Origin of the sequence: Collinsella sp. AM41-2BH (assembly GCF_003468085.1) — a bacterium.
In the GTDB taxonomy this organism is placed as follows: Bacteria; Actinomycetota; Coriobacteriia; order Coriobacteriales; family Coriobacteriaceae; genus Collinsella.
Map to the genome: position 1 here is coordinate 41987 of NZ_QSGH01000013.1, position 17197 is coordinate 59183.

At 62.5% G+C, this 17197-nt stretch carries 22 protein-coding genes and 1 tRNA gene; 8 read left to right on the forward strand and 15 right to left on the reverse strand.

The genetic code is table 11. The annotated features are described in order from the left end of the window. Position 1 precedes the first annotated feature (1 nt). The 11 genes from DW899_RS07515 to DW899_RS07560 form a co-directional block, all read right to left on the reverse strand. On the reverse strand, positions 2-322 hold the full coding sequence (locus DW899_RS07515) for a hypothetical protein (protein WP_117800524.1): 321 nt from the start codon (positions 320-322) through the stop codon (positions 2-4). Positions 323-331: 9 nt separating this feature from the next. Then, complete coding sequence (locus DW899_RS07520; protein WP_199570298.1) at positions 332-709, reverse strand: single-stranded DNA-binding protein; 378 nt, start codon at positions 707-709, stop codon at positions 332-334. Next, positions 709-1380: an ERF family protein gene (locus DW899_RS07525; protein WP_117800525.1), complete on the reverse strand. Its 672-nt coding sequence runs from the start codon at positions 1378-1380 to the stop codon at positions 709-711. Before DW899_RS07525 ends, DW899_RS07520 begins: the two co-directional genes overlap by 1 nt. Further along, complete coding sequence (locus DW899_RS07530; RefSeq protein WP_117800526.1) at positions 1380-1862, reverse strand: hypothetical protein; 483 nt, start codon at positions 1860-1862, stop codon at positions 1380-1382. The genes DW899_RS07525 and DW899_RS07530 overlap by 1 nt, the downstream gene beginning before the upstream one ends. Next, a complete protein-coding gene (locus tag DW899_RS07535; protein ID WP_117800527.1) occupies positions 1862-2158 on the reverse strand; it encodes a hypothetical protein in 297 nt (98 codons plus the stop codon). Before DW899_RS07535 ends, DW899_RS07530 begins: the two co-directional genes overlap by 1 nt. 9 nt (positions 2159-2167) lie before the next feature. Next, the gene (locus DW899_RS07540) at positions 2168-2488 is read right to left on the reverse strand and encodes a hypothetical protein (RefSeq protein WP_117800528.1); all 321 of its coding nucleotides are present in this window, start codon (positions 2486-2488) and stop codon (positions 2168-2170) included. Further along, a complete protein-coding gene (locus tag DW899_RS10595; protein WP_158566597.1) occupies positions 2485-2916 on the reverse strand; it encodes a RusA family crossover junction endodeoxyribonuclease in 432 nt (143 codons plus the stop codon). Before DW899_RS10595 ends, DW899_RS07540 begins: the two co-directional genes overlap by 4 nt. Before the next feature lie 26 nt (positions 2917-2942). Next, complete coding sequence (locus DW899_RS10600; RefSeq protein WP_158566598.1) at positions 2943-3278, reverse strand: hypothetical protein; 336 nt, start codon at positions 3276-3278, stop codon at positions 2943-2945. Then, positions 3271-3552: a hypothetical protein gene (locus DW899_RS07550; protein WP_117800530.1), complete on the reverse strand. Its 282-nt coding sequence runs from the start codon at positions 3550-3552 to the stop codon at positions 3271-3273. Before DW899_RS07550 ends, DW899_RS10600 begins: the two co-directional genes overlap by 8 nt. Continuing rightward, on the reverse strand, positions 3549-3941 hold the full coding sequence (locus DW899_RS07555; protein ID WP_117800531.1) for a hypothetical protein: 393 nt from the start codon (positions 3939-3941) through the stop codon (positions 3549-3551). Before DW899_RS07555 ends, DW899_RS07550 begins: the two co-directional genes overlap by 4 nt. A gap of 79 nt (positions 3942-4020) precedes the next feature. Beyond that, a complete protein-coding gene (locus DW899_RS07560; RefSeq protein WP_117800532.1) occupies positions 4021-4242 on the reverse strand; it encodes a helix-turn-helix domain-containing protein in 222 nt (73 codons plus the stop codon). A gap of 144 nt (positions 4243-4386) precedes the next feature. On the opposite strand from DW899_RS07560, the gene DW899_RS07565 reads away from it, so the two are divergent. The 4 genes from DW899_RS07565 (at position 4387) to DW899_RS10905 (ending at position 7148) form a co-directional block, all read left to right on the forward strand. Further along, entirely contained in the window at positions 4387-4701 is a 315-nt protein-coding gene (locus DW899_RS07565; protein ID WP_117800533.1) for a helix-turn-helix domain-containing protein, read from the forward strand. Positions 4702-4732: 31 nt separating this feature from the next. Continuing rightward, on the forward strand, positions 4733-4906 hold the full coding sequence (locus DW899_RS10605; protein ID WP_158566599.1) for a hypothetical protein: 174 nt from the start codon (positions 4733-4735) through the stop codon (positions 4904-4906). A gap of 3 nt (positions 4907-4909) precedes the next feature. Then, complete coding sequence (locus DW899_RS07570) at positions 4910-5617, forward strand: hypothetical protein (RefSeq protein WP_117800534.1); 708 nt, start codon at positions 4910-4912, stop codon at positions 5615-5617. An 88-nt stretch (positions 5618-5705) separates the two neighbouring features. Further along, on the forward strand, positions 5706-7148 hold the full coding sequence (locus DW899_RS10905; RefSeq protein WP_369832252.1) for a recombinase family protein: 1443 nt from the start codon (positions 5706-5708) through the stop codon (positions 7146-7148). Here the strand turns inward: DW899_RS10905 and DW899_RS07585 are convergent. From DW899_RS07585 to DW899_RS07600, 4 genes are all read right to left on the reverse strand, one after another. Next, a tRNA-Glu gene (locus DW899_RS07585) sits at positions 7107-7183 on the reverse strand. The two genes, DW899_RS10905 and DW899_RS07585, sit on opposite strands and share 42 nt — an antisense overlap. A gap of 100 nt (positions 7184-7283) precedes the next feature. Beyond that, positions 7284-9461, reverse strand: coding sequence for a MurT ligase domain-containing protein (locus DW899_RS10785; protein ID WP_233539940.1), 2178 nt, complete (start codon positions 9459-9461; stop codon positions 7284-7286). Positions 9462-9506: 45 nt separating this feature from the next. Continuing rightward, entirely contained in the window at positions 9507-10550 is a 1044-nt protein-coding gene (locus DW899_RS07595; protein ID WP_117800536.1) for a hypothetical protein, read from the reverse strand. Next, positions 10550-11626 (reverse strand): hypothetical protein, encoded by a 1077-nt coding sequence (locus tag DW899_RS07600; RefSeq protein ID WP_117800537.1) that lies wholly within the window; start codon positions 11624-11626, stop codon positions 10550-10552. The genes DW899_RS07595 and DW899_RS07600 overlap by 1 nt, the downstream gene beginning before the upstream one ends. A gap of 500 nt (positions 11627-12126) precedes the next feature. Here DW899_RS07600 and DW899_RS07605 point away from each other — a divergent pair, with 500 nt between their 5' ends. The 4 genes from DW899_RS07605 to DW899_RS07620 all read left to right on the forward strand — a co-directional run bounded on the left by DW899_RS07605 (position 12127) and on the right by DW899_RS07620 (position 17153). After that, positions 12127-13350, forward strand: a complete 1224-nt coding sequence (locus tag DW899_RS07605; RefSeq protein WP_089572776.1) for an iron-containing alcohol dehydrogenase — start codon at positions 12127-12129, stop codon at positions 13348-13350. A gap of 83 nt (positions 13351-13433) precedes the next feature. Beyond that, positions 13434-14534 (forward strand): glycerol dehydrogenase, encoded by a 1101-nt coding sequence (locus tag DW899_RS07610; protein ID WP_117563611.1) that lies wholly within the window; start codon positions 13434-13436, stop codon positions 14532-14534. 147 nt (positions 14535-14681) lie between these two features. Continuing rightward, a complete protein-coding gene (locus DW899_RS07615; RefSeq protein WP_117800538.1) occupies positions 14682-15749 on the forward strand; it encodes a glycerol dehydrogenase in 1068 nt (355 codons plus the stop codon). A 150-nt stretch (positions 15750-15899) separates the two neighbouring features. After that, a complete protein-coding gene (locus DW899_RS07620; RefSeq protein ID WP_117800539.1) occupies positions 15900-17153 on the forward strand; it encodes a 4Fe-4S binding protein in 1254 nt (417 codons plus the stop codon). Positions 17154-17197 lie beyond the last annotated feature (44 nt).

Genomic DNA, 17197 nt, shown 5'->3' on the forward strand with positions numbered 1-17197 from the left:
GTCAGCGCTCCCAGGAATAAGCGGCCTTGGCCGCGCTGAAGGTCAGGGTGGCCTCGCTGCCCACGATCACCTCGAGCACGTCGAAGCTGATGGCCTCGACCTCGGGATGGTCGGCGGCGAAGCACATGGACACGCGCTGCAGGCGCTTCTTGTTGACCTTCGGCGCGGCGTCGTTGCCGCGCGAGCGCTTCACCTTCGCCTCGACCAGGAGCGCCTGGCCGTTGGTGACCGTGTAGACGCACTGGCCCTCGGTGCAACCGTAGCCGTGGGCACCCGGGATGTAGACCTCGAGTGCGAGGTCGAGAATCGAATACTGCTCCATCTTCACTCCTTAGAACGGGCAATCGTCGTCGTATACCTCGTCGGGCACGTCGTCGCGCTTGGCACCGCCGGAGAACGTGACGTTGTCCGCGATCACCTCGAGGCGGCTGTGCTTCTGGCCGTCCTTCTCCCACTTGCTCTGGCGCAGCCTGCCCTGGACGCACACGTGCGTGCCCTTGGACAGGTAGCGGTTGAGCGCCTCGGCGCGCTTGCCGAAAACGGTCACGTCGACCCAGTTGGGCACGCCCTGCCACTCGTCGCCGACCTTGCGGCGCTCGTTGACGCACACCGAGAACCGGAGCACCTGCGTGCCCGTCTGCGTGGCCCGCAGCTCGGGGTCGCGCCCGAGGTTGCCGCTGATGGCGACCGTGTTGATTCCGCTGCTCACTAGTCAATCTCCTTACTGTCCCTGGCCATCTGGGCCAGATGCTTGCCGAGCTCCTCGAGCTGCCTGTCGGTGAGCTTGGTCGTGTCGTCGGTGCCGAAGTTGGCCTCCTCGTACGCGCGGAGGCCCTCCTCCTTGACGCCGTTCTGCATGCACTCGGCCTTGAGCTTCGCTATCTTGGCGAGCATCACCTTGCGCTTGCTCGGGCGCGGCTTCGTCGGGGCCTTCTCCTTCGTCTCCTTGGGGCCTGTGTCGCCGTCGGTGTCCTCCTCGCCCACGAGGCCGAAGGCCATGAGCGCGGAGTATCGGCGGGCGTAGGTCTCGCGCTTGCCGAACTCCTGCGGGTCGCTGGCGTACTCGTACGGCTTCACGTCGAGCACGCGCTCCTCGTCCCCGTAGGCCACGATGGTGTTCAGGAGCATGCCCGCGCCGTTGGCGGCGACCTCGGAGCGCTGGTAGAAGAAGATTCCGCGCCTGTTCAGCGGCGGCCTGATGATGTTCAGGACCAAGTCAAGCGGGGAGTACGAGTAGGTCTGGTATCCCTTCTGGCCCGTCTTGCTCTTGGTCGGGTTGACCATCTCGGCCTGCGCCTCCGCGAGCAGCTGGGTGAACATCGCGGACGGATCGAACGTATCCGGCTTCACCGCCTGGACCATGGGCACATCCTCGGCCATTACAGCTCACCGTCCCCGAGCAGGGCGGCCGCGCTCATTCCCTCGACGCGCGGGCCGAGCGCCTGCATGACGTCCTCGGGGTCGCAGCCGCGCACCGCTGCGGTCTTGGGCGACTTGGGGCACCACATGGCCCAGTCGACCGTCTCGCCCGTGTCGGTGCACACGACCTTGTCCCCGGCCTTGGCGAAGTGCGCCTCCCAGCCCTTCTTGGGCACGATGTCCACCATGCCGATGGAGTCGAGGAAGGCCACGGCCTCGTCCATGCGCTCCTTGAGGATTACCGGGGCCGCCTTGCTGTAGCTGATGCCGATCTCGCCGACCTTCTCGTCGCCGACGATGATGGCGCGGCGGTCGGTGTGGGTCTCGGCGAATCCCTCCATGATCTCCTGCCGCGCGATGGCCTTGGCCTCGTCGAGCGCGGGCTTGATTTGCTTCTGCATGGCCGTGAGCACGGCCAGCCTCTCGTCCTGCGTGTACTCCATTACTCACCGTCTCCAATCATTCGTGCCTCGTCCGTGATGACCTCGTAGACCTCGCCCGTCTCCGCGTCCACGTTCGCAGGCTTGTCGAACGGGAGCGGCTCGCCCTCGTCCTCCTCGTCGTAGTCGAGCGGCAGCTCGTCCTGGATGTCGGCCACCGTCAGGACGCCGGGCTTGCCGGAGAGCTTGAGGATGGGGAAGGCGTTGGCGTCGCTCGTCAGAATCTCGAGCTGCAGTACGGCCGTGCCGCCCTTGACCGTCGCCTGCTTGAAGTTGGCCCTGATCTCCATGGGTTCCATAGATGCCTCCTATTTGATGCCGAAGATGGCGGCCATGAACTCGCGGCACATCTCGCGCTCGTTCTCCTTGGTGATGGGCGTGAGCACCTTGGCGACGAACTCGCGGCTCTCGGCCACGTCCTTCTCGTCGAGCTTCGCGAGCCCGGCCTCGCACAGCGCGATCATCATGTGGTAGGCGTTGGCGCTCTTCACGCCGCCGGCGTGGTCGGGGTGGGCCGCATCAAACATGAGGTTGGCCGCGATGCAGGCGGCGTGATCGAGCACCTTCTTGTGGAAGTGGTCCGCCGGGAGTTCCTCGAAGAGGTTGCCGTCGAAGTACTTGTCGTTCATTTCTTTTTCTCCTTTACGTATTCCTCGGTGAAGTGTGTGATGTGCACCTTTGCCAGCGGCGGCGTGCCGTATGGCGTGCGGCATCCCTTCTTGACGCCACCCATCACCACGTGGGCGTCGTCCGTGTACGCGACGCCGTTGAGCGCGTCGCATACGAGCTTCCCGATGTTGTCCCAGTCGGGCTTGCCGAGGTCGGCGCGGCCCACCCAGTACTTCGGGTTGCTCTTGGCCAGGGGCCTGAAGGTCTCGATGGCGACGGTCACGATTCCGTCGAAGTCCCCGTGGTCCTCGTGCTCGGCCCTGTAGGCCTTGCGTACGGCCTCCTCGGCGAGCCTCGTCTGCTTCGGGGTGTAGTTGCGTCCGGTTCGCGGGTCGGTCCGGTGGCGCTCCTTGCCCACGATCTTCTCCAGCTCGAGCTTGAAGGTCATGGAGCGCTCCCTGTGCCTGACCCAGCTCATGCCGTGAACCCGTCGGACTGGCTGCGGTGCTTGTTGAAGGCGTCCTTGAGGCTGGGGTAGCGCGACTCCATGATTCGGGCGAATGACGGCGCGAGGCCGTTGCGCACGCCCACGTGCAGCTCGTTGCGGACCATGTTGACGAGGTAGTTGGCGCTCACGTAGCCCTTCTTGGAGAGCCTCACGGCGTTCTCGACCATGTAGTTCCATGCGCCGGGGTTCTCGTCAATCCAGCGGCGCGCGTCCTCCGCGTCGGCCTCGCCCTTGGCCCCGAGGCCGAATATCTCGAGCTGGCCGCTCTGGGGCTTCGGCCTGTAGCGCTCGTCGTTACGCATGCACGCCCACCGCCTCGTATGCGGCCTGCGCGCTGTGCACCGCGCCGTCCATGGTCGGGATAATCCAGAGCCACAGCAGAGCGCACATGGCGAGCGCCGTCACGGCGATGCCGACCAGAAGCCCGGCCCTGAAGGCGTCCTTCTGCCTGTCGGCCTGCTCCTGCGCTGGCAGGCGGTAGCCCTCGCGTGCTACGATGCGGGGAGTCCTGTTGGACGTGCGGGCGCTCTTGGTGTGGTTGCTGGGGGTGCCCGCGTATCTGTTTTGAGGGGTCATTCTTCCTCCGTTTCTTGGTTATCGACTTTCAAAAAGTTTTCGTCGATTTGCTTTTTCGCGCGATATTTGCGGCTGTAGAGCCGCTGGCGCTCTTTGTTTGCCTTGTCCTCCCTCTTCACCTCCTCCTCCATCGCCCGCACCTGCTCGGCGATCTCGGAGGCGCGCTGTTCCCTTGTGCAGGAGACGCACCATCCGGTCCGGTTCGACAGCGGCTTGAAGGTCTCCCTGCCGCACTTGGGGCAGAGCCAGCGCTTGCGGAGTGAGAGTCCGTAGCGGTGCGCCTGCACCTCAATGGCCGTTACCGATTTACCGAGCGCCTCGGCTATGGCCACGGCCCCGTCCCCGGCGTGCTCCTCGAGGTAGCGGACTTCGCTGCTCGTCCACGTCATTACGCCCGACGTCCCTTCCAGGACTTGAAGCGGCGCTGCAACTTCCGGCGCATGATGTCGAGCCTTTGGTTGCGTGGCATTACGCCACCGCCTTCTTGATGAGGCGCTCGTTCGAGCGGGCCATGAGGTAGTCGAGGCTGCAGTCGAAGATGTCGGCCATCGAGATCAGGAGGGTGCTCTTGATGGGCGTGCGGCCCGCCTCCCAGTCCTTGACCGAATCGCGCGAAACCTCGAGTTCGTCGGCGAGGTCCTGCTGCGACATTCCGAGGCGCACGCGCTCCGACGCGATGTTGTTCTTCATCTCTATCTCCTTTCTTCCGTAGGTCCCCGTTTTGGGTACCTCGAAAGGGAACTATACCCCCAAATTGGGGATGCCGCAAGAAGATATATTGATAAAAGTCCCCATTTTGGGTATCTTCTTCTTACCGAGGAAAGGAGCGAGGCCATGATGCTCAAGGAGTACAGGCTCAAGAACGGCCTTACGCAGGAACAGGTAGCCGATTATCTCGGCATCCCCAAAAAGACCTATCAGAATTACGAGCGCGAGGTGCGCGACGCCGATTCCGACGTGCTGTGCGCGCTGGCCGACTGCTACGGAATCACGCTCGACCAGCTCGTTGGCAGGGATGGCGGCGGCTCCGATCTGGCGGCGAATATAAAACAGCTCGAATCGCTGTACGTCTCGATGAGCGACGATGGCCGAGACGCCCTCATGATTGTCGCGTCGGGGCTTGCCGAGCGATTCCCCGGAAGGGAGTAACGATGCTCAACGAATCGTTCGAGTTGATGTCGTGGCGTCACTATATGTCGACATAGCTGACTTCTACGGCGAGAGCGGTGATTTGGCACCAATCTCAAACGATGAGCGCGATCTCGTCGACACGTACCGCGACCTTACGTCGCCGCACAAGCATGTCTTATTGGCTGTCGCCCGCGAGCTGCGGGCGGCGCAGGGGAAGGAGTAACCCATGATTACCCGCAGAACGTTCCTGGCCGCTATGGCCACGGCTTCGCTAGCGCCGCTTGTCGGATGCTCCGGCGGGCAACAAGCCGGTTCCGGTCAGCAATCGTCTGGCGAGTCCAAGGAGGTCGAGAATCGGAGCGAACCGAAACCATTGGAGATTACCGAGTCCGGCTGGTCGGTGGTCGGCGACGGATGGGTCTACTACGGCTTCGCGCTGAAGAACACCAACAAGGACGTCGAGGCCCAGATGCCTACGGTGACGATAACGGGCAAGGCCGAGGACGGCTCCATCGTCTTCTCCGACAAGCAGACCCTGTTCGTCGTCCTCCCCGGTGAGACCGTACACTACGGTTTCCAGGCGGGAAACGGCACCGCCCCCGCAACGGTCGAGTTTAAGGCGAATGAGCCGAGCTGGGTAGACAGCCAGACGCTGGACGAAGACGTCTTTACCGTATCGAACACGGCAGAGGTGCCTGACTCGTACGGCGGCGTCTCGTACACAGGCGAGTTGACCGCCAACTACGATCTGGACAAGAAGCAGTACAGCCAGGTCGCCGTCTCCGTGATCGCTCGCGACGCCTCCGGGGCCATCAACTACGGAAACACGACGTTCGTCGATACCCCGTCCAAGGGCGAGTCCGAGCCGTTCGAGATTTCCTGCTTCAACATGCCCGAGCACTCCTCGTTCGAGGTATACGCCCAGGTCTGGTAGCGGCAAAGTGAAACCCCGCAGGTCGAAGCGCGCCAACGCTGCTGCGGGGTTTACCAGATAGCCGCCCGTTTGGAGGGCATCCTAGATTATGCCAGAAGATATAAAGACCGCCGTCATATACGCCCGCTTCTCGTGCTCGAAGCAGCGCGAGGCCTCGATTGACGACCAGCTGCGCGTCTGCCGCGACTGGTGCGCGCGCGAGGGATACGCCATCGTAGGGGAGTACTCCGACTACGCCATGAGCGGCCGCAGCGACGACCGCCCCCAGTTCCAGAAGATGATTGCGAACGCAGGGGAATCGGACATCGTCCTGGTCTATATGATGGACCGCTTCTCGCGCGACGAGTACGACGCGCCCGCGTACAAGCACGATCTGCGCAGGAAGGGCGTCGAGGTCGTATCGGCCATGGAGGCCATGCCGGACGGCCCCGAGCGCATCCTGATCGAGAAGATTTACGAGGGCCTTGCGGCCGTGGAGTCGGTCAAGACCTCCATGAGGACGCGGCGCGGGATGGAGGGCAACGCCCTCAAGTGCAAGACCAACGGCGTGCGCGTCTACGGTTACGGCCGGAATGACGACGACGAGTACGTGGTGAACGAGGACGAGGCCGCGATAGTGCGCGAGGCGTTCCGGCGCTCCTGCGACCACGAGCCGGTCGACTCCATCGCCAGCGACTTCGCGCGGCGCGGCGTGACCACTAGGACGGGCAGGCCGTGCGGGTACTCGATGGTGTACCAGATGCTGCACAACAGGAAGTACACGGGCTTCTACTCGTGGGGAGGCATTGAGGTGGACGGCGGCATGCCCCAGATTATCGACAAGGCGACCTTTGCGATGGCCCAGGAGGTGAAGCCGAAGAAGCGCCGGGCCTCGGAGGACTGGGGAGCGTTCGCGCTGTCCGGCAGGGCGATCTGCTCGGAGTGCGGCCACAACATGGCCGGGACGTCGGGCCGTGGCAAGAAGAACGTCAAGTACGAGTATTACGGCTGCCGCTGCGGGGCCAAGCCCGTCCGGCGCGACTGGCTCGAGCACGAGCTGGCCGAGGCCATCAGGGGGATGCTGCGCGACCGCGAGACGGCCCTCCGCATATCCCACATGCTCTGGGACGAGCCGGAGCCGGAGATAGCCGACGCGCGCAGGCGGGCCATGGCCTCGAAGCGCAAGGCCGAGAACGGCCTCCAGAACATCATGGCCGCTATCGAGCAGGGTATCGTGATGCCCGAGTTCACCGACCGCATCGCCCAGCTTCAGGCCCAGAAGGCCCGAGCCGAGCGCGATCTGGCCTCCTACGACGAGGCACGCATCGACCCCGAGGAGTTCGCGGACTTCCTCCAGTGCGGGGGCGGGATGGACGACGCCGCCGTGCTCGATTCCTTTGTGTATCAGGTGATGGTGACGCCGGAGGAGTGCGTGGCCACGCTCTACTGCGACGACGAACGAAACGAACCCGCACGACTTAGCATCGCACGGGTTCGCACATTTTCGGGTTGGTGCCCCCAGCGGGATTCGAACCCGCGATATCCACCTTGAAAGGGTGGCGTCCTTGGCCGCTAGACGATGGGGACAGCGGGAAAGAGTATAGCAGACTTTTTTGCCGGCGCGTATATCGTTGGCAAACTGGAAAACCACCACAAAGGTACCTGTCCCCTTTGTGGTGGTGGGGTGCTAGGGGAGGAGCTTCATGGCGGCGTCGTGGGCGGCGTGCTCGTAGGTGTCGTCGAGGGGCTTGAGTGGCAGCAGCGCCATGGCCTGTGCGTCGCCGCGGCGCTCGAGAGCGTGGGCGATCAGCCAGTCGGCGAGCTCGGGGTTCTTGGGCAGCGCCGGGCCATGCAGATACGTGCCGATGACGCCCTTGTAGATGAGGCCCTCAAAGCCATCGTCGCCGTTGTTTCCGGTGCCCGTGACAACGGACATTCCGAGCGGCGTGGCATCGGCGTCCAAAAGCGTGCGGCCGCCGTGGTTCTCGAATCCCACAAAGGGCTCGGGTGCCAGGTCGGTCTTGACGGCGACGTTGCCGATCAGGCGGTCGGAGCCGCGCACGGTCTCGGCGGCAATGATGCCCATGCCTTCGATGCGATCCTCACCCATGTAGTACGAACGACCGAGCAGCTGATAGCTGCCGCAGATGGCGAGCAGCGAACCGCTGTCCTCAACATAGGCCGCGACTTTGTCTTTTTGAGCGAGCAGCTCGTGTGCCACAGCCAACTGGTCGCGATCGGAGCCGCCGCCCATCATGACGATATCGGCGTCGGTCAGGTCGAGCACCTCGCCCATGCGGACCTCATCCACGCGAACGGGGATGCCGCGCCAGGCGCAGCGGCGCTCGAGGGCGATGACGTTGCCGCCGTCGCCATAGAGGTTGAGGGCATCGGGATACAGGTAGACGATGCGCAGCGGGCGCGAGAGCTCGACTGGCGCGATACCGACAGGAAGAGCGCTGCCGTCGGCGCGGACTGCGGCGCGGGCGGCAACCGTGGCTGCATCGGCACCCTTCAGCCCGTCGAGTTCTTTGACCAGCGGCGGGAAGGCCGTGTAGTTGGCGACGGCGTAGAAGGTGTCATCGGCGGCCTCGTCTGCCATGGCGCCAATTGCCTGCGCGACGTCCGAGATAATGGCGGCGTCGATGCCGGCGTACTTGAGGCGCACCTGCATATCGTGTGCACGCGTGCCGCCGGCAAAGGCGACAAGCCCCGGGGTATCGGCGATGCGCTCGAAGTCGACGTCGTAGATCCACGAGACATCGTGGCCGTCGGCGTCGTTGTCATTGAGGAAGAAAGCGCAGAGTCTGCCGCCTGCCGTCTTGATGGACTGGATTTGTCGATCGAAGCCTACGGGATTCTTGGCCAGGTTGGCCTCGACGGTGCGGCCGGCGATATCCCAGCGCCCCATACGACCGCCGGCAGGCACATAGGCATCGAGCGTAGGCTGTAGAAGCGCCGTGTTCACGCCCAACTCGTGTGTGGCAAAGAAGGCGGCGGCAACGTTATAGACCATGTACAGACCGTTGTAGCGCGTGGCGATGTGCGTTGCGGGTGCGTCGGTATCGGGTCCAAAGACAAGGTCAAAGCCGTAGCCGTCGCAGCCGAGTTCCACGCCCGTCACGCGACGGACAAGCGCAGGGCGGGCCCAGCCGCACGAGGGGCAATGGTAGGCGCCGAGTTGACCATACTGTACGTAGTCGTACTCCAACGGGGCGTTGCACTGCGAGCAAAAGCGCGAGTCGCTAATGCGGTCGGACTCGGTGCCCGTGGCGCCATCGATGCCAAAGGCAATACTCGCGTTGGGAACGCGCGCGGCAATCGAGGCGCACAGCGGGTCGTCGGCGTTGTAGATGAGCGTCGTTGCCGGCGAAAGCTCCAACGCGTGGGCGATGACCTCCTGGGTGTGATCGATCTCGCCATAGCGATCTAGCTGGTCACGGAACAGGTTGAGCAGCACGAAGTACGTCGGCTTGAGCTTGGGCAGGACGCGCACCGTGTAGAGCTCATCGCATTCAAAAACGCCTACGCGCTTGCTGCTGGCGGTTCGCTTAAGGTTGCCGCGGGCCTCGAGCAGAGCGCCCACCACACCAGGCTCCATATTGTTGCCGGCACGGTTGCACACCACGGTAGCACCGCTGGCAGCAACGGCGTCGGCGATGAGGTTGGAGGTGGTGGTCTTGCCGTTGGTGCCGGTGATCACCACGCTGCGGTCGACCAGGCTCGCGAGGTCGCTTAGCAGCTCGGGGTCGATCTTCATGGCGATGCGGCCGGGGAGTACGCCGCCCTGGCGCTTAAGGACGGAGCGCAGCCCCCAGCGGGCGATATCGCTCGAGGCACAGGCGAGAGATGAGCGGAAGTTCATGAAGCCGTTCCTAACGTGAATGACATGGTCGTGGCGTTTGCGCCGTTAAAAGCCGTAACGGCGCGCAAATTCCTGGGCAAGCTGCGATACATCTTCGCAGGCGTTGGCCCAGGGGGCAAAGTCGGGGGTGTCCGAGATGATGCCGTCGGCTTCCCAAACTGCCTGATGCGAAAGGTCCCAGGGGTCGTGCGGTTCGGGCCGGCAGGGAAGGTACGGTGTCTGATACATGGGGTTCAGCAAAAAGAACGCGCCGCCCTCGCAACGGTTAGCGAACTCACGCAGCGCGCGCGTCGCCGGGCGCATCTTGTTTGTTTTGAACAGCAGAATCGTGCGGGCGAGCAGGTACCAAGGAGAGTTTTCGAGTGCGTCGGCCCCCATCTGTTCCTCGAGCTGGTGGGCTAGGGCAAAAAAGCCGTCCTGGTTTTCCAGGCGAGCGAGAGCGAGCAACACGGTGCCGGCAGCTCGGGTGGGATAGCCTTCTGCCTTAAGGACGCGGCGGGCGTAGTTGGCAGCAGCGCGGTAGCGGGCGCTTGCCATGCACAGCTGCGAGATGGCCTCGAGTGTGTGGAGCCACCCGATAAGGGCCGGCTCGCTCACGGTAAGGTCCGCTGCGGTGACACCGTCGGCCAAAACATTATTGGCCCAGTAGTGTGGGGCCTCCATGTCGAACCCGGGCACGCTTTGCCGCAGGTAATCGGTCGTGGTCGCTTCGAGCTTCATCAGGTCGCCCAGGCAGGCGTCGACGGGTGTGTCCGCCAAAATGATGGCGAGCAGCTGGGCATCGACCGCCAGCGCATCGACGCGAACGATCTTGAGCAGCTCATCGCGCATATCGTCGAACAGGCGGTTGCGCGTCTGCTCAAACTCCTCGTCGCTGCCCATGTCCTCGATGCGATGGAGCTCGTCGAGCAAATGACGATGCACGCCGGCATAGGAAAGCAGCGCCTGCGCATGCTCGGTCTGCGCGTACTTTTGAGGGTTAACGCTCACGTCGTTATGGACAAGTTCGCGTGCTGCATCGGTGAGTTCGGGGTGCGACGCAACGTAGGCGCGCTCCAGGTAGGCGGGGATGTAGACGCTCGGATCCATTAGAGGTCTCCTCCCTTAAACGGCAGGCCCTGCTCGGCCGCCCGCAGGATGCGCTCGTCGATCTGGGAACGCACGATATCGTTGGTGGCGACCCAGGCGGCGAAGCTGGCGTTGTCGGGGGCGCCCAAGCCCTCCTGCAGTACCGGCGTCGCCTCGGACAGCGCAAGGACAAGCTCGTCGGTAGAGCCCACACCCACGTTGACGCGGGCATAGACGCCATCGGGAAACTCGGTTTGGAAGTAGAGTGCCTCGGCCGCGTGCGGGCACGAGCGTGCAAGGATGCGCAAGTAGTGCTCGGCACCCTCGTAGTCCAGCTCGCGCCAGGCTGCGCTCATCAGTGCGATGAGCGTCCACGGGTCCAAGTCGCGCTCCGCGTCCTTGGGACGACGACGCAGCGGCGTGTTGGCGAGATAGGGGACGGAGTGGGCAGAGCGAAAGCGCTTGAGCTCCTCGGCAGGGTATTCGAGCTTCGCCATGGCGAGCATCGCGGTGTGGCGGACGCCGGCCGGATCGTTGGGGGCAAAGTCGAGGCTGCGGTTTGCAGCTTCGAGCGACATGCGATAGCGTCCGCTAATGAGGGCGCGCGATGCAAGGGCGGCAAGCCAGCGCAGGTAGGGGCGGCGCATAAGGTCGCCCGCGGCCTCGCGCTCATAGGGGTCCTGCGCCGAGGCGATCTTGAACGCCAGGTCATGCTCGACTTCATCGCGCTTGGATACCAGGTACTGTACGTATTCCTCGTTGGAGTCGGCGGTGAGCGCCGTCAGCATGCGCTGGGCATCCCAGTTGGTCGGATCGAGCGCGGCTGCCTCGCGGAGCATGTTCTCGGCTGCGGCTTCTTCTTGCTCTGCCTGGGCGTCGTCGGGGATAAAGGGGATGCGGTAGTCGACAGCCTCGACCACCTTGGCAATGAGGTGCCCGGCGCGGTCGCGGTCGTGCACGATGAGCGGTGCAGGGTTGCGGGTGAATTGTTCCATCAGACGCTCTACGGCGGCACCGTCGGTGAGCGGGATATTGTCGCGGCGCAAGGCCTCAAGAACGAGGCGATGGCAATCCTCTTGAATGGGATCGAATGCCATGGGGCCTCCTTTGCTGCGGTTAGGGTTCAAATGTCTCTATATAAGGTTCTAGTTTACCCGCATGTGGCACACCGGGGGTGCCGCACTTGGACTTGCACCTTTGCACCACGAAGACGGATGTCGCACAAATGTCGGCACCTTGGACGACCGAGTGGTATCACGGTGCCGCAAACGGTCGATTTTTGGCGGCGAACGGGGCACATTTTGGAGGAGCACCGTCCTGCCCGGGATATGTGGTCAACCTTGATAAAACGTTTGCCCAGCTTGGGAGTATGAATGCCCCACAAGGGTCTTCAGGGATAGAAAAAACGTTTCATCATTGTCGGCTTTAGGTGAATAACTGACCAACCAGAACGGTAGAATAGTGTTTGTCTGAGCGTTGAGACGTTTAGACATCGCGCATTGTCATCGCCGGCAACGCGCAAAACGGTCCTAACGGAGCCAATCGGGTGCTCCGTTATATACGCAAGTCTAAGAGGGGCTTGTTTAGGAGGCACAGTATGGGACGTTTTACCAATCCTCGCGATCTGTACTTTGGTGAGGGCGCTCGCCACGAGGTGAAGAACCTTAAGGGCAAGAAGGCCATCATCGTTTCTGGCGGCAGCTCTATGCGCCGCGGCGGGTTCCTGCAGGACGTCGAGAACGACCTTAAGGAAGGCGGTTTCGAGGTCAAGCTGTTCGAGGGCGTCGAGTCCGACCCGTCCATCGAGACGGTCATGAAGGGCGCCGAGGCCATGCGCGAGTTCGAGCCCGACTGGATTATCGCCATCGGCGGCGGCTCGCCCATCGATGCCGCTAAGGCCATGTGGGTCTTCTACGAGTATCCCGAGGAGTCCTTCGATAACATCATCCAGCCGTTCAGCTTCCCCGAGCTGCGTCAGAAGGCTCATTTCTGCGCCATCTCCTCTACCTCCGGCACCGCTACCGAGGTCACTGCCTTCTCCGTCATTACCGACTACGCCAAGGGCATCAAGTACCCGCTGGCCGACTTCAACATCACCCCTGATGTCGCCATCGTCGACCCCGAGCTCACCTACACCATGCCCGCCAAGCTGTGCGCCCACACCGGCATGGATGCTCTGACCCACTGCATGGAGGCCTACGTTTCCACCTGCGCCTCTATGTTCACCGACGCCAACGCCCTGCACGGCATCCGCGAGATCGTCGAGTGGCTGCCCAAGTCCTATGCTGGCGACCATGAGGCCCGTCAGCACATGCACGAGGCTCAGTGCATCGCCGGTATCGCCTTCTCCTCGGGCCTGCTCGGCATCGTTCACTCCATGGCTCACAAGACCGGTGCTGCCTTCGAGAACGGCCACATCATCCACGGTGCCGCTAACGCCATGTACCTGGGCAAGGTAATCCAGTGGAACTCCAAGGACCCGCGTGCTGCTGAGCGTTACGCTTACGTGGCCAAGGAGATCCTGCACCTTCCCGGCGAGACCAACGAGGAGCTCATCGCTGCGCTCGTCCAGAAGATTCGCGATCTCAACGACCAGCTCAACATTCCGCAGTCCATCAAGGATTACGCGAATGGTGGCGTGAAGGTCGACGCCGAGAACCCGCAGATGGTTTCCGAGGAGGAGTTCCTCGCCAAGCTGCCCGAGATCGCTGCGAACGCCGAGACCGACGCCTGCACGCCCGAGAACCCGCGTGAGACCAAGGCTGCCGACTTCGAGAAGATCCTCAAGGCCTGCTACTACGACACCGACATCGATTTCTAATCGACTCTTGTTATCGTAACGAGGGGCTCCGCACGTATCTGTACGGAGCCCCTTTCTTTTTTCTTTTAGAGAATGGGATAGTTATGGCTGCAATTTTCAATAGCCCCAGCAAGTACATCCAGGGTCCGGACGAGCTCGCCAAGCTCGGCTCCTATGTCGAGCCGCTCGGCGCTAAGGCCCTCGTCATCGTGACGCCTTCGGGCAAGAAGCGCGTCGGTGCCAAGATCGAGGGCGGTTTTGCCGAGGCTAAGGCCGAGCTGCTGTTTGAGGACTTTAACGGCGAGTGCTCCAAGGGTGAGGTCGATCGCCTGGTCGCGCTCGCTCGCGACAACGGTTGCGACATCATCGTCGGCGTCGGTGGTGGCAAGATCCTCGACACCGCGAAGGCCGTCGCCTATTACCTGGAGTCCCCGGTTATCATTTGCCCCACCATTGCTTCGACCGATGCCCCGTGTTCGGCGCTTTCGGTGCTCTACACCGACGATGGCCAGTTCGATAAATATCTCTTCCTTAAGGCAAACCCCAACATTGTCCTGATGGATACGACGGTTATCGCGGCGAGCCCGGTGCGCCTGACGGTTTCCGGTATGGGCGATGCGCTCGCAACCTACTTTGAGGCCCAGGCGACGCATGATGCCGACGGTGGCACCTGCGCTGGCGGCAAGGGCGGCATGGCCGGCCTGGCGCTCGCCAAGCTCTGCTACGAGACGCTTATGGCCGATGGCGTCAAGGCCAAGGTCGCGCTGGAGAAGGGTGCGCTGACGCCTGCCGTCGAGCATATCATCGAGGCCAACACGCTGCTTTCGGGCATTGGCTTTGAGAGCTCGGGCCTTGCTGCTGCTCATGCCATCCACAATGGCCTGACGATGCTGCCCGAGTGCCACGGCATGTATCACGGCGAGAAGGTCGCCTTTGGCACCATCGTCCAGCTGGTACTCGAGGATGCTCCGACTGAGAAACTCGAGGAAGTCCTGGGCTTCTGCATTGAGCTGGGCCTGCCGGTCACGATGAAGGAACTTGGCGTTGCCGAGCTTACGCGCGAGCAGGCCATGATTGTTGCCGAGGCCGCCTGCGCGCCCGATGACACCATGTGCAACATGCCGTTTGAGGTGACGCCCGAGATGGTCGCCAACGCCATCCTGGGTGCCGACGCACTGGGTCACTACTACCTTATGGATGAGTAAATCAAGCTAAGGAAGGGGCAAAGCCAGCAGACGGCTTTGCCCCTTTTTGCTATGGTGCAAACTAACCTGACCCCATCGCACCAAGTTGGTGCAAAGGGGTCAGGTTACTTTGCACCAATCGTTGTTTGATGAAGGGCGGATTCTCGTATGGCGCTTCCTATGGTTTACGGCGGTCCCGGCCGGTATGTTCAGGGGCCGGGCGAACTTTCGCGTCAGGGCAGGTATTTGTCATGGTTGGGCTGCGCTGCCTATGTCTTGTTTGACCAGGGCACCGAGGATCGGCTGTGCAGGCAGATCGTCGATGGATTTCTGGATGAAGATCTAAGCGAGCCGTTCTTTAAGATTTATGACGGTCCGTGTACGGAAGAGGCCGTTGTCGAAATGGCTAAGGAAGCCCAGGCAGAGTATTGCGACATGGTGGTGGGTATTGGCGGTGGAAAGATGCTCGATATCGCCAAGGCCGTTGCGTTTTATGCCGAGTTGCCGTTGTGCGTATGCCCCACGGCGGCTTCGATGGACGGTCCGTGCAGCGCGATTTCGGTGCTGTATCACGAGGACGGGTCGTTCGACCGCTACCTGATGCTCGAGAAGAATCCAGACCTGGTCGTGGTCGATACCAACGTGGTCGCGGCGGCCCCACTGCGTATGACGGTCGCTGGCATGGGCGACGCGCTGGCAACGTACTTCGAGGCGCGTTCGTGCGCCGCGGTGCGCGGCACCAACGAGCACGGTGGCGCGCCGGGGCACTTGGCTCTGGTCGCGGCACGTGCCTGCTATGACACACTCATGGAGTGCGGCGTCGCTGCCAAGCGCGATCTCAAAAAGGGCCGTACATCGCCGGCAGTTGAGCGCCTGATCGAGTGCAATATTCTGCTCTCGGGCGTCGGCTTTGAGAGCGGTGGCTTGGCGTTGGCGCATGCCATCGCCAACGGTCTGACGATTCTGCCCGAGTGCAGGGCCATGCATGGCGAGGCCGTGGCATTTGGCCTGGTGGTGCAGCTGCGCCTGGAGCGTGCGCCCGAGCTTGATCAGGTGCTCGAGTTTTGCCAGCGCGTCGGTCTGCCGACCACGCTCGAGGAGCTGGGCCTTGGTGAGATTTCCGATACCGATCTGCAGGGTGTTGCAAATGCGGTCTTTAGAAACGAGCGCAACATGGCCAACGAGCAGACCAAGGTGACCAAACAGAAGCTCGTGCAGCTCATGTGCGAGGCATAGCTTGGCGCTTGATTGACCTTGTGCAATCGAGGCGGCGATGGGCATAGGCTATTTGCCGCAAAGGTGCTCCGCGTGTAATTTGCCCGAGGCGTGAGCCGATGGCGTATCATTATCTCTTGCTTGTTTGCACTGCTCAGGGAGGGGCCGCGCATGGCGCAGGAACACGATCTGTTTGATGACATTATCGAGATCAGCAAGGGTTTCGACTTTCTTAAAAACCCGCTTGGCGGTGTGACCGATGCACTCGATCCGTCAGCGCCGCAGTGGAATCCTGCCGACTACAAGGAGCGCCCGCGCGGCAATACCATTCCATGCCTGACCTGCAAAAACGAAAAGAGCGGCTGCACCGCGTGCATGGACGTGTGCCCGGTCAACGCTATCGAGGTCGAGGAAGACGCCATTGAGATCCTCGACTCCTGTCGCAAGTGCGGCCTGTGCGCCGCTGCCTGTCCGACCGAGGCGATCATCTCGCCGCGCCTGGCGCCCAAAAACCTGTATGACGATATCGTCTCTGCTGCTACGAGCCACGAGACTGCCTACGTTACCTGCACGCGTGCCCTTAAGCGCATGCCGCGCGAAAACGAGGTCGTCGTTGCCTGCGTGGGCGATATTACGGCCGAGACCTGGTTCTCGGTGCTGGCCGACTATCCCAACGTGAGCGTGTACCTGCCGTTGGGCGTGTGCGATAAATGCCGCAACACCGGTGGTGAGGACATTCTGGGCGAGGCGATTGCGAAGGCCGAGGAGTGGTCTGGCACGGGTATGGGCCTGGAGGTCGACCCCAAGAGCCTCAAGTGCCATAAGCTTCGCGAGTACGAGCGCAAGGAGTACATGGAAAAGATCGCTCGCACGACGGGCCTGACAGTGACCAAGCTCAACCCGGCGACGGCGGCGCTGGCCTCGGTGACGCAGAAGCTCAAAGCCCATCGTCATCAGATTACCCAGCTGGAGCGCACGCTCAACACCATGTGCGGCACCACGACGACCAAGCGTCGCCGTTCGCTCACGCACGGGCGGCAGCTGGTGCTCTCGACACTGCAGAACCATCCCGAGCTTGCCCAGAACATGCAGGTGAGCACGCCGGAATGCGATTTTGACAAGTGCACGTCGTGCGGCGAGTGCGTCAACGTGTGCCCCACGTTTGCCTGCGATTTGGTGGGAAGCGGCCGCTTTGCACTGGAGTCCACGTATTGCCTAGGCTGCGGAGCCTGTGTCAAGGTTTGTCCCGAGCATGCGCTCAAGCTGGTTCAACACGACGCGTCCAATCTGGTTGTCGTCGACCCCGAGGCCGAGGAAAAGGCTGCCCAGAAGGCCAAGGCCCACGAAGAGGCGATGAAGGCCAAGGCCGAGGCAAAGGCCAAGCTCGACAAGATGCTCGACCAGGTGGAAAAGCTCGCGGACTAGTCAGCGACCCCTATCTCTGCTTCATTCGTGCCGCCGTGGCGTCC

Excerpts from the sequence above, each read along its gene's own strand:
- DW899_RS07610 (WP_117563611.1), top strand. The coding sequence starts at position 13,434 with ATGGCTGCAATTTTCAATAGCCCCAGCAAGTACATCCAGGGTCCGGAC.
- DW899_RS07570 (WP_117800534.1), top strand. The coding sequence starts at position 4,910 with ATGATTACCCGCAGAACGTTCCTGGCCGCTATGGCCACGGCTTCGCTA.
- DW899_RS07605 (WP_089572776.1), top strand. The coding sequence starts at position 12,127 with ATGGGACGTTTTACCAATCCTCGCGATCTGTACTTTGGTGAGGGCGCT.
- DW899_RS07565 (WP_117800533.1), top strand. The coding sequence starts at position 4,387 with ATGATGCTCAAGGAGTACAGGCTCAAGAACGGCCTTACGCAGGAACAG.
- DW899_RS07615 (WP_117800538.1), top strand. The coding sequence starts at position 14,682 with ATGGCGCTTCCTATGGTTTACGGCGGTCCCGGCCGGTATGTTCAGGGG.
- DW899_RS07525 (WP_117800525.1), bottom strand. The coding sequence starts at position 1,380 with ATGGCCGAGGATGTGCCCATGGTCCAGGCGGTGAAGCCGGATACGTTC.
- DW899_RS07620 (WP_117800539.1), top strand. The coding sequence starts at position 15,900 with ATGGCGCAGGAACACGATCTGTTTGATGACATTATCGAGATCAGCAAG.
- DW899_RS07540 (WP_117800528.1), bottom strand. The coding sequence starts at position 2,488 with ATGAACGACAAGTACTTCGACGGCAACCTCTTCGAGGAACTCCCGGCG.
- DW899_RS07555 (WP_117800531.1), bottom strand. The coding sequence starts at position 3,941 with ATGACGTGGACGAGCAGCGAAGTCCGCTACCTCGAGGAGCACGCCGGG.
- DW899_RS10785 (WP_233539940.1), bottom strand. The coding sequence starts at position 9,461 with ATGAACTTCCGCTCATCTCTCGCCTGTGCCTCGAGCGATATCGCCCGC.
- DW899_RS07515 (WP_117800524.1), bottom strand. The coding sequence starts at position 322 with ATGGAGCAGTATTCGATTCTCGACCTCGCACTCGAGGTCTACATCCCG.
- DW899_RS07535 (WP_117800527.1), bottom strand. The coding sequence starts at position 2,158 with ATGGAACCCATGGAGATCAGGGCCAACTTCAAGCAGGCGACGGTCAAG.
- DW899_RS07595 (WP_117800536.1), bottom strand. The coding sequence starts at position 10,550 with ATGGATCCGAGCGTCTACATCCCCGCCTACCTGGAGCGCGCCTACGTT.
- DW899_RS10595 (WP_158566597.1), bottom strand. The coding sequence starts at position 2,916 with ATGACCTTCAAGCTCGAGCTGGAGAAGATCGTGGGCAAGGAGCGCCAC.
- DW899_RS07550 (WP_117800530.1), bottom strand. The coding sequence starts at position 3,552 with ATGACCCCTCAAAACAGATACGCGGGCACCCCCAGCAACCACACCAAG.
- DW899_RS10600 (WP_158566598.1), bottom strand. The coding sequence starts at position 3,278 with ATGCGTAACGACGAGCGCTACAGGCCGAAGCCCCAGAGCGGCCAGCTC.
- DW899_RS07530 (WP_117800526.1), bottom strand. The coding sequence starts at position 1,862 with ATGGAGTACACGCAGGACGAGAGGCTGGCCGTGCTCACGGCCATGCAG.
- DW899_RS07560 (WP_117800532.1), bottom strand. The coding sequence starts at position 4,242 with ATGAAGAACAACATCGCGTCGGAGCGCGTGCGCCTCGGAATGTCGCAG.
- DW899_RS07600 (WP_117800537.1), bottom strand. The coding sequence starts at position 11,626 with ATGGCATTCGATCCCATTCAAGAGGATTGCCATCGCCTCGTTCTTGAG.
- DW899_RS10905 (WP_369832252.1), top strand. The coding sequence starts at position 5,706 with ATGCCAGAAGATATAAAGACCGCCGTCATATACGCCCGCTTCTCGTGC.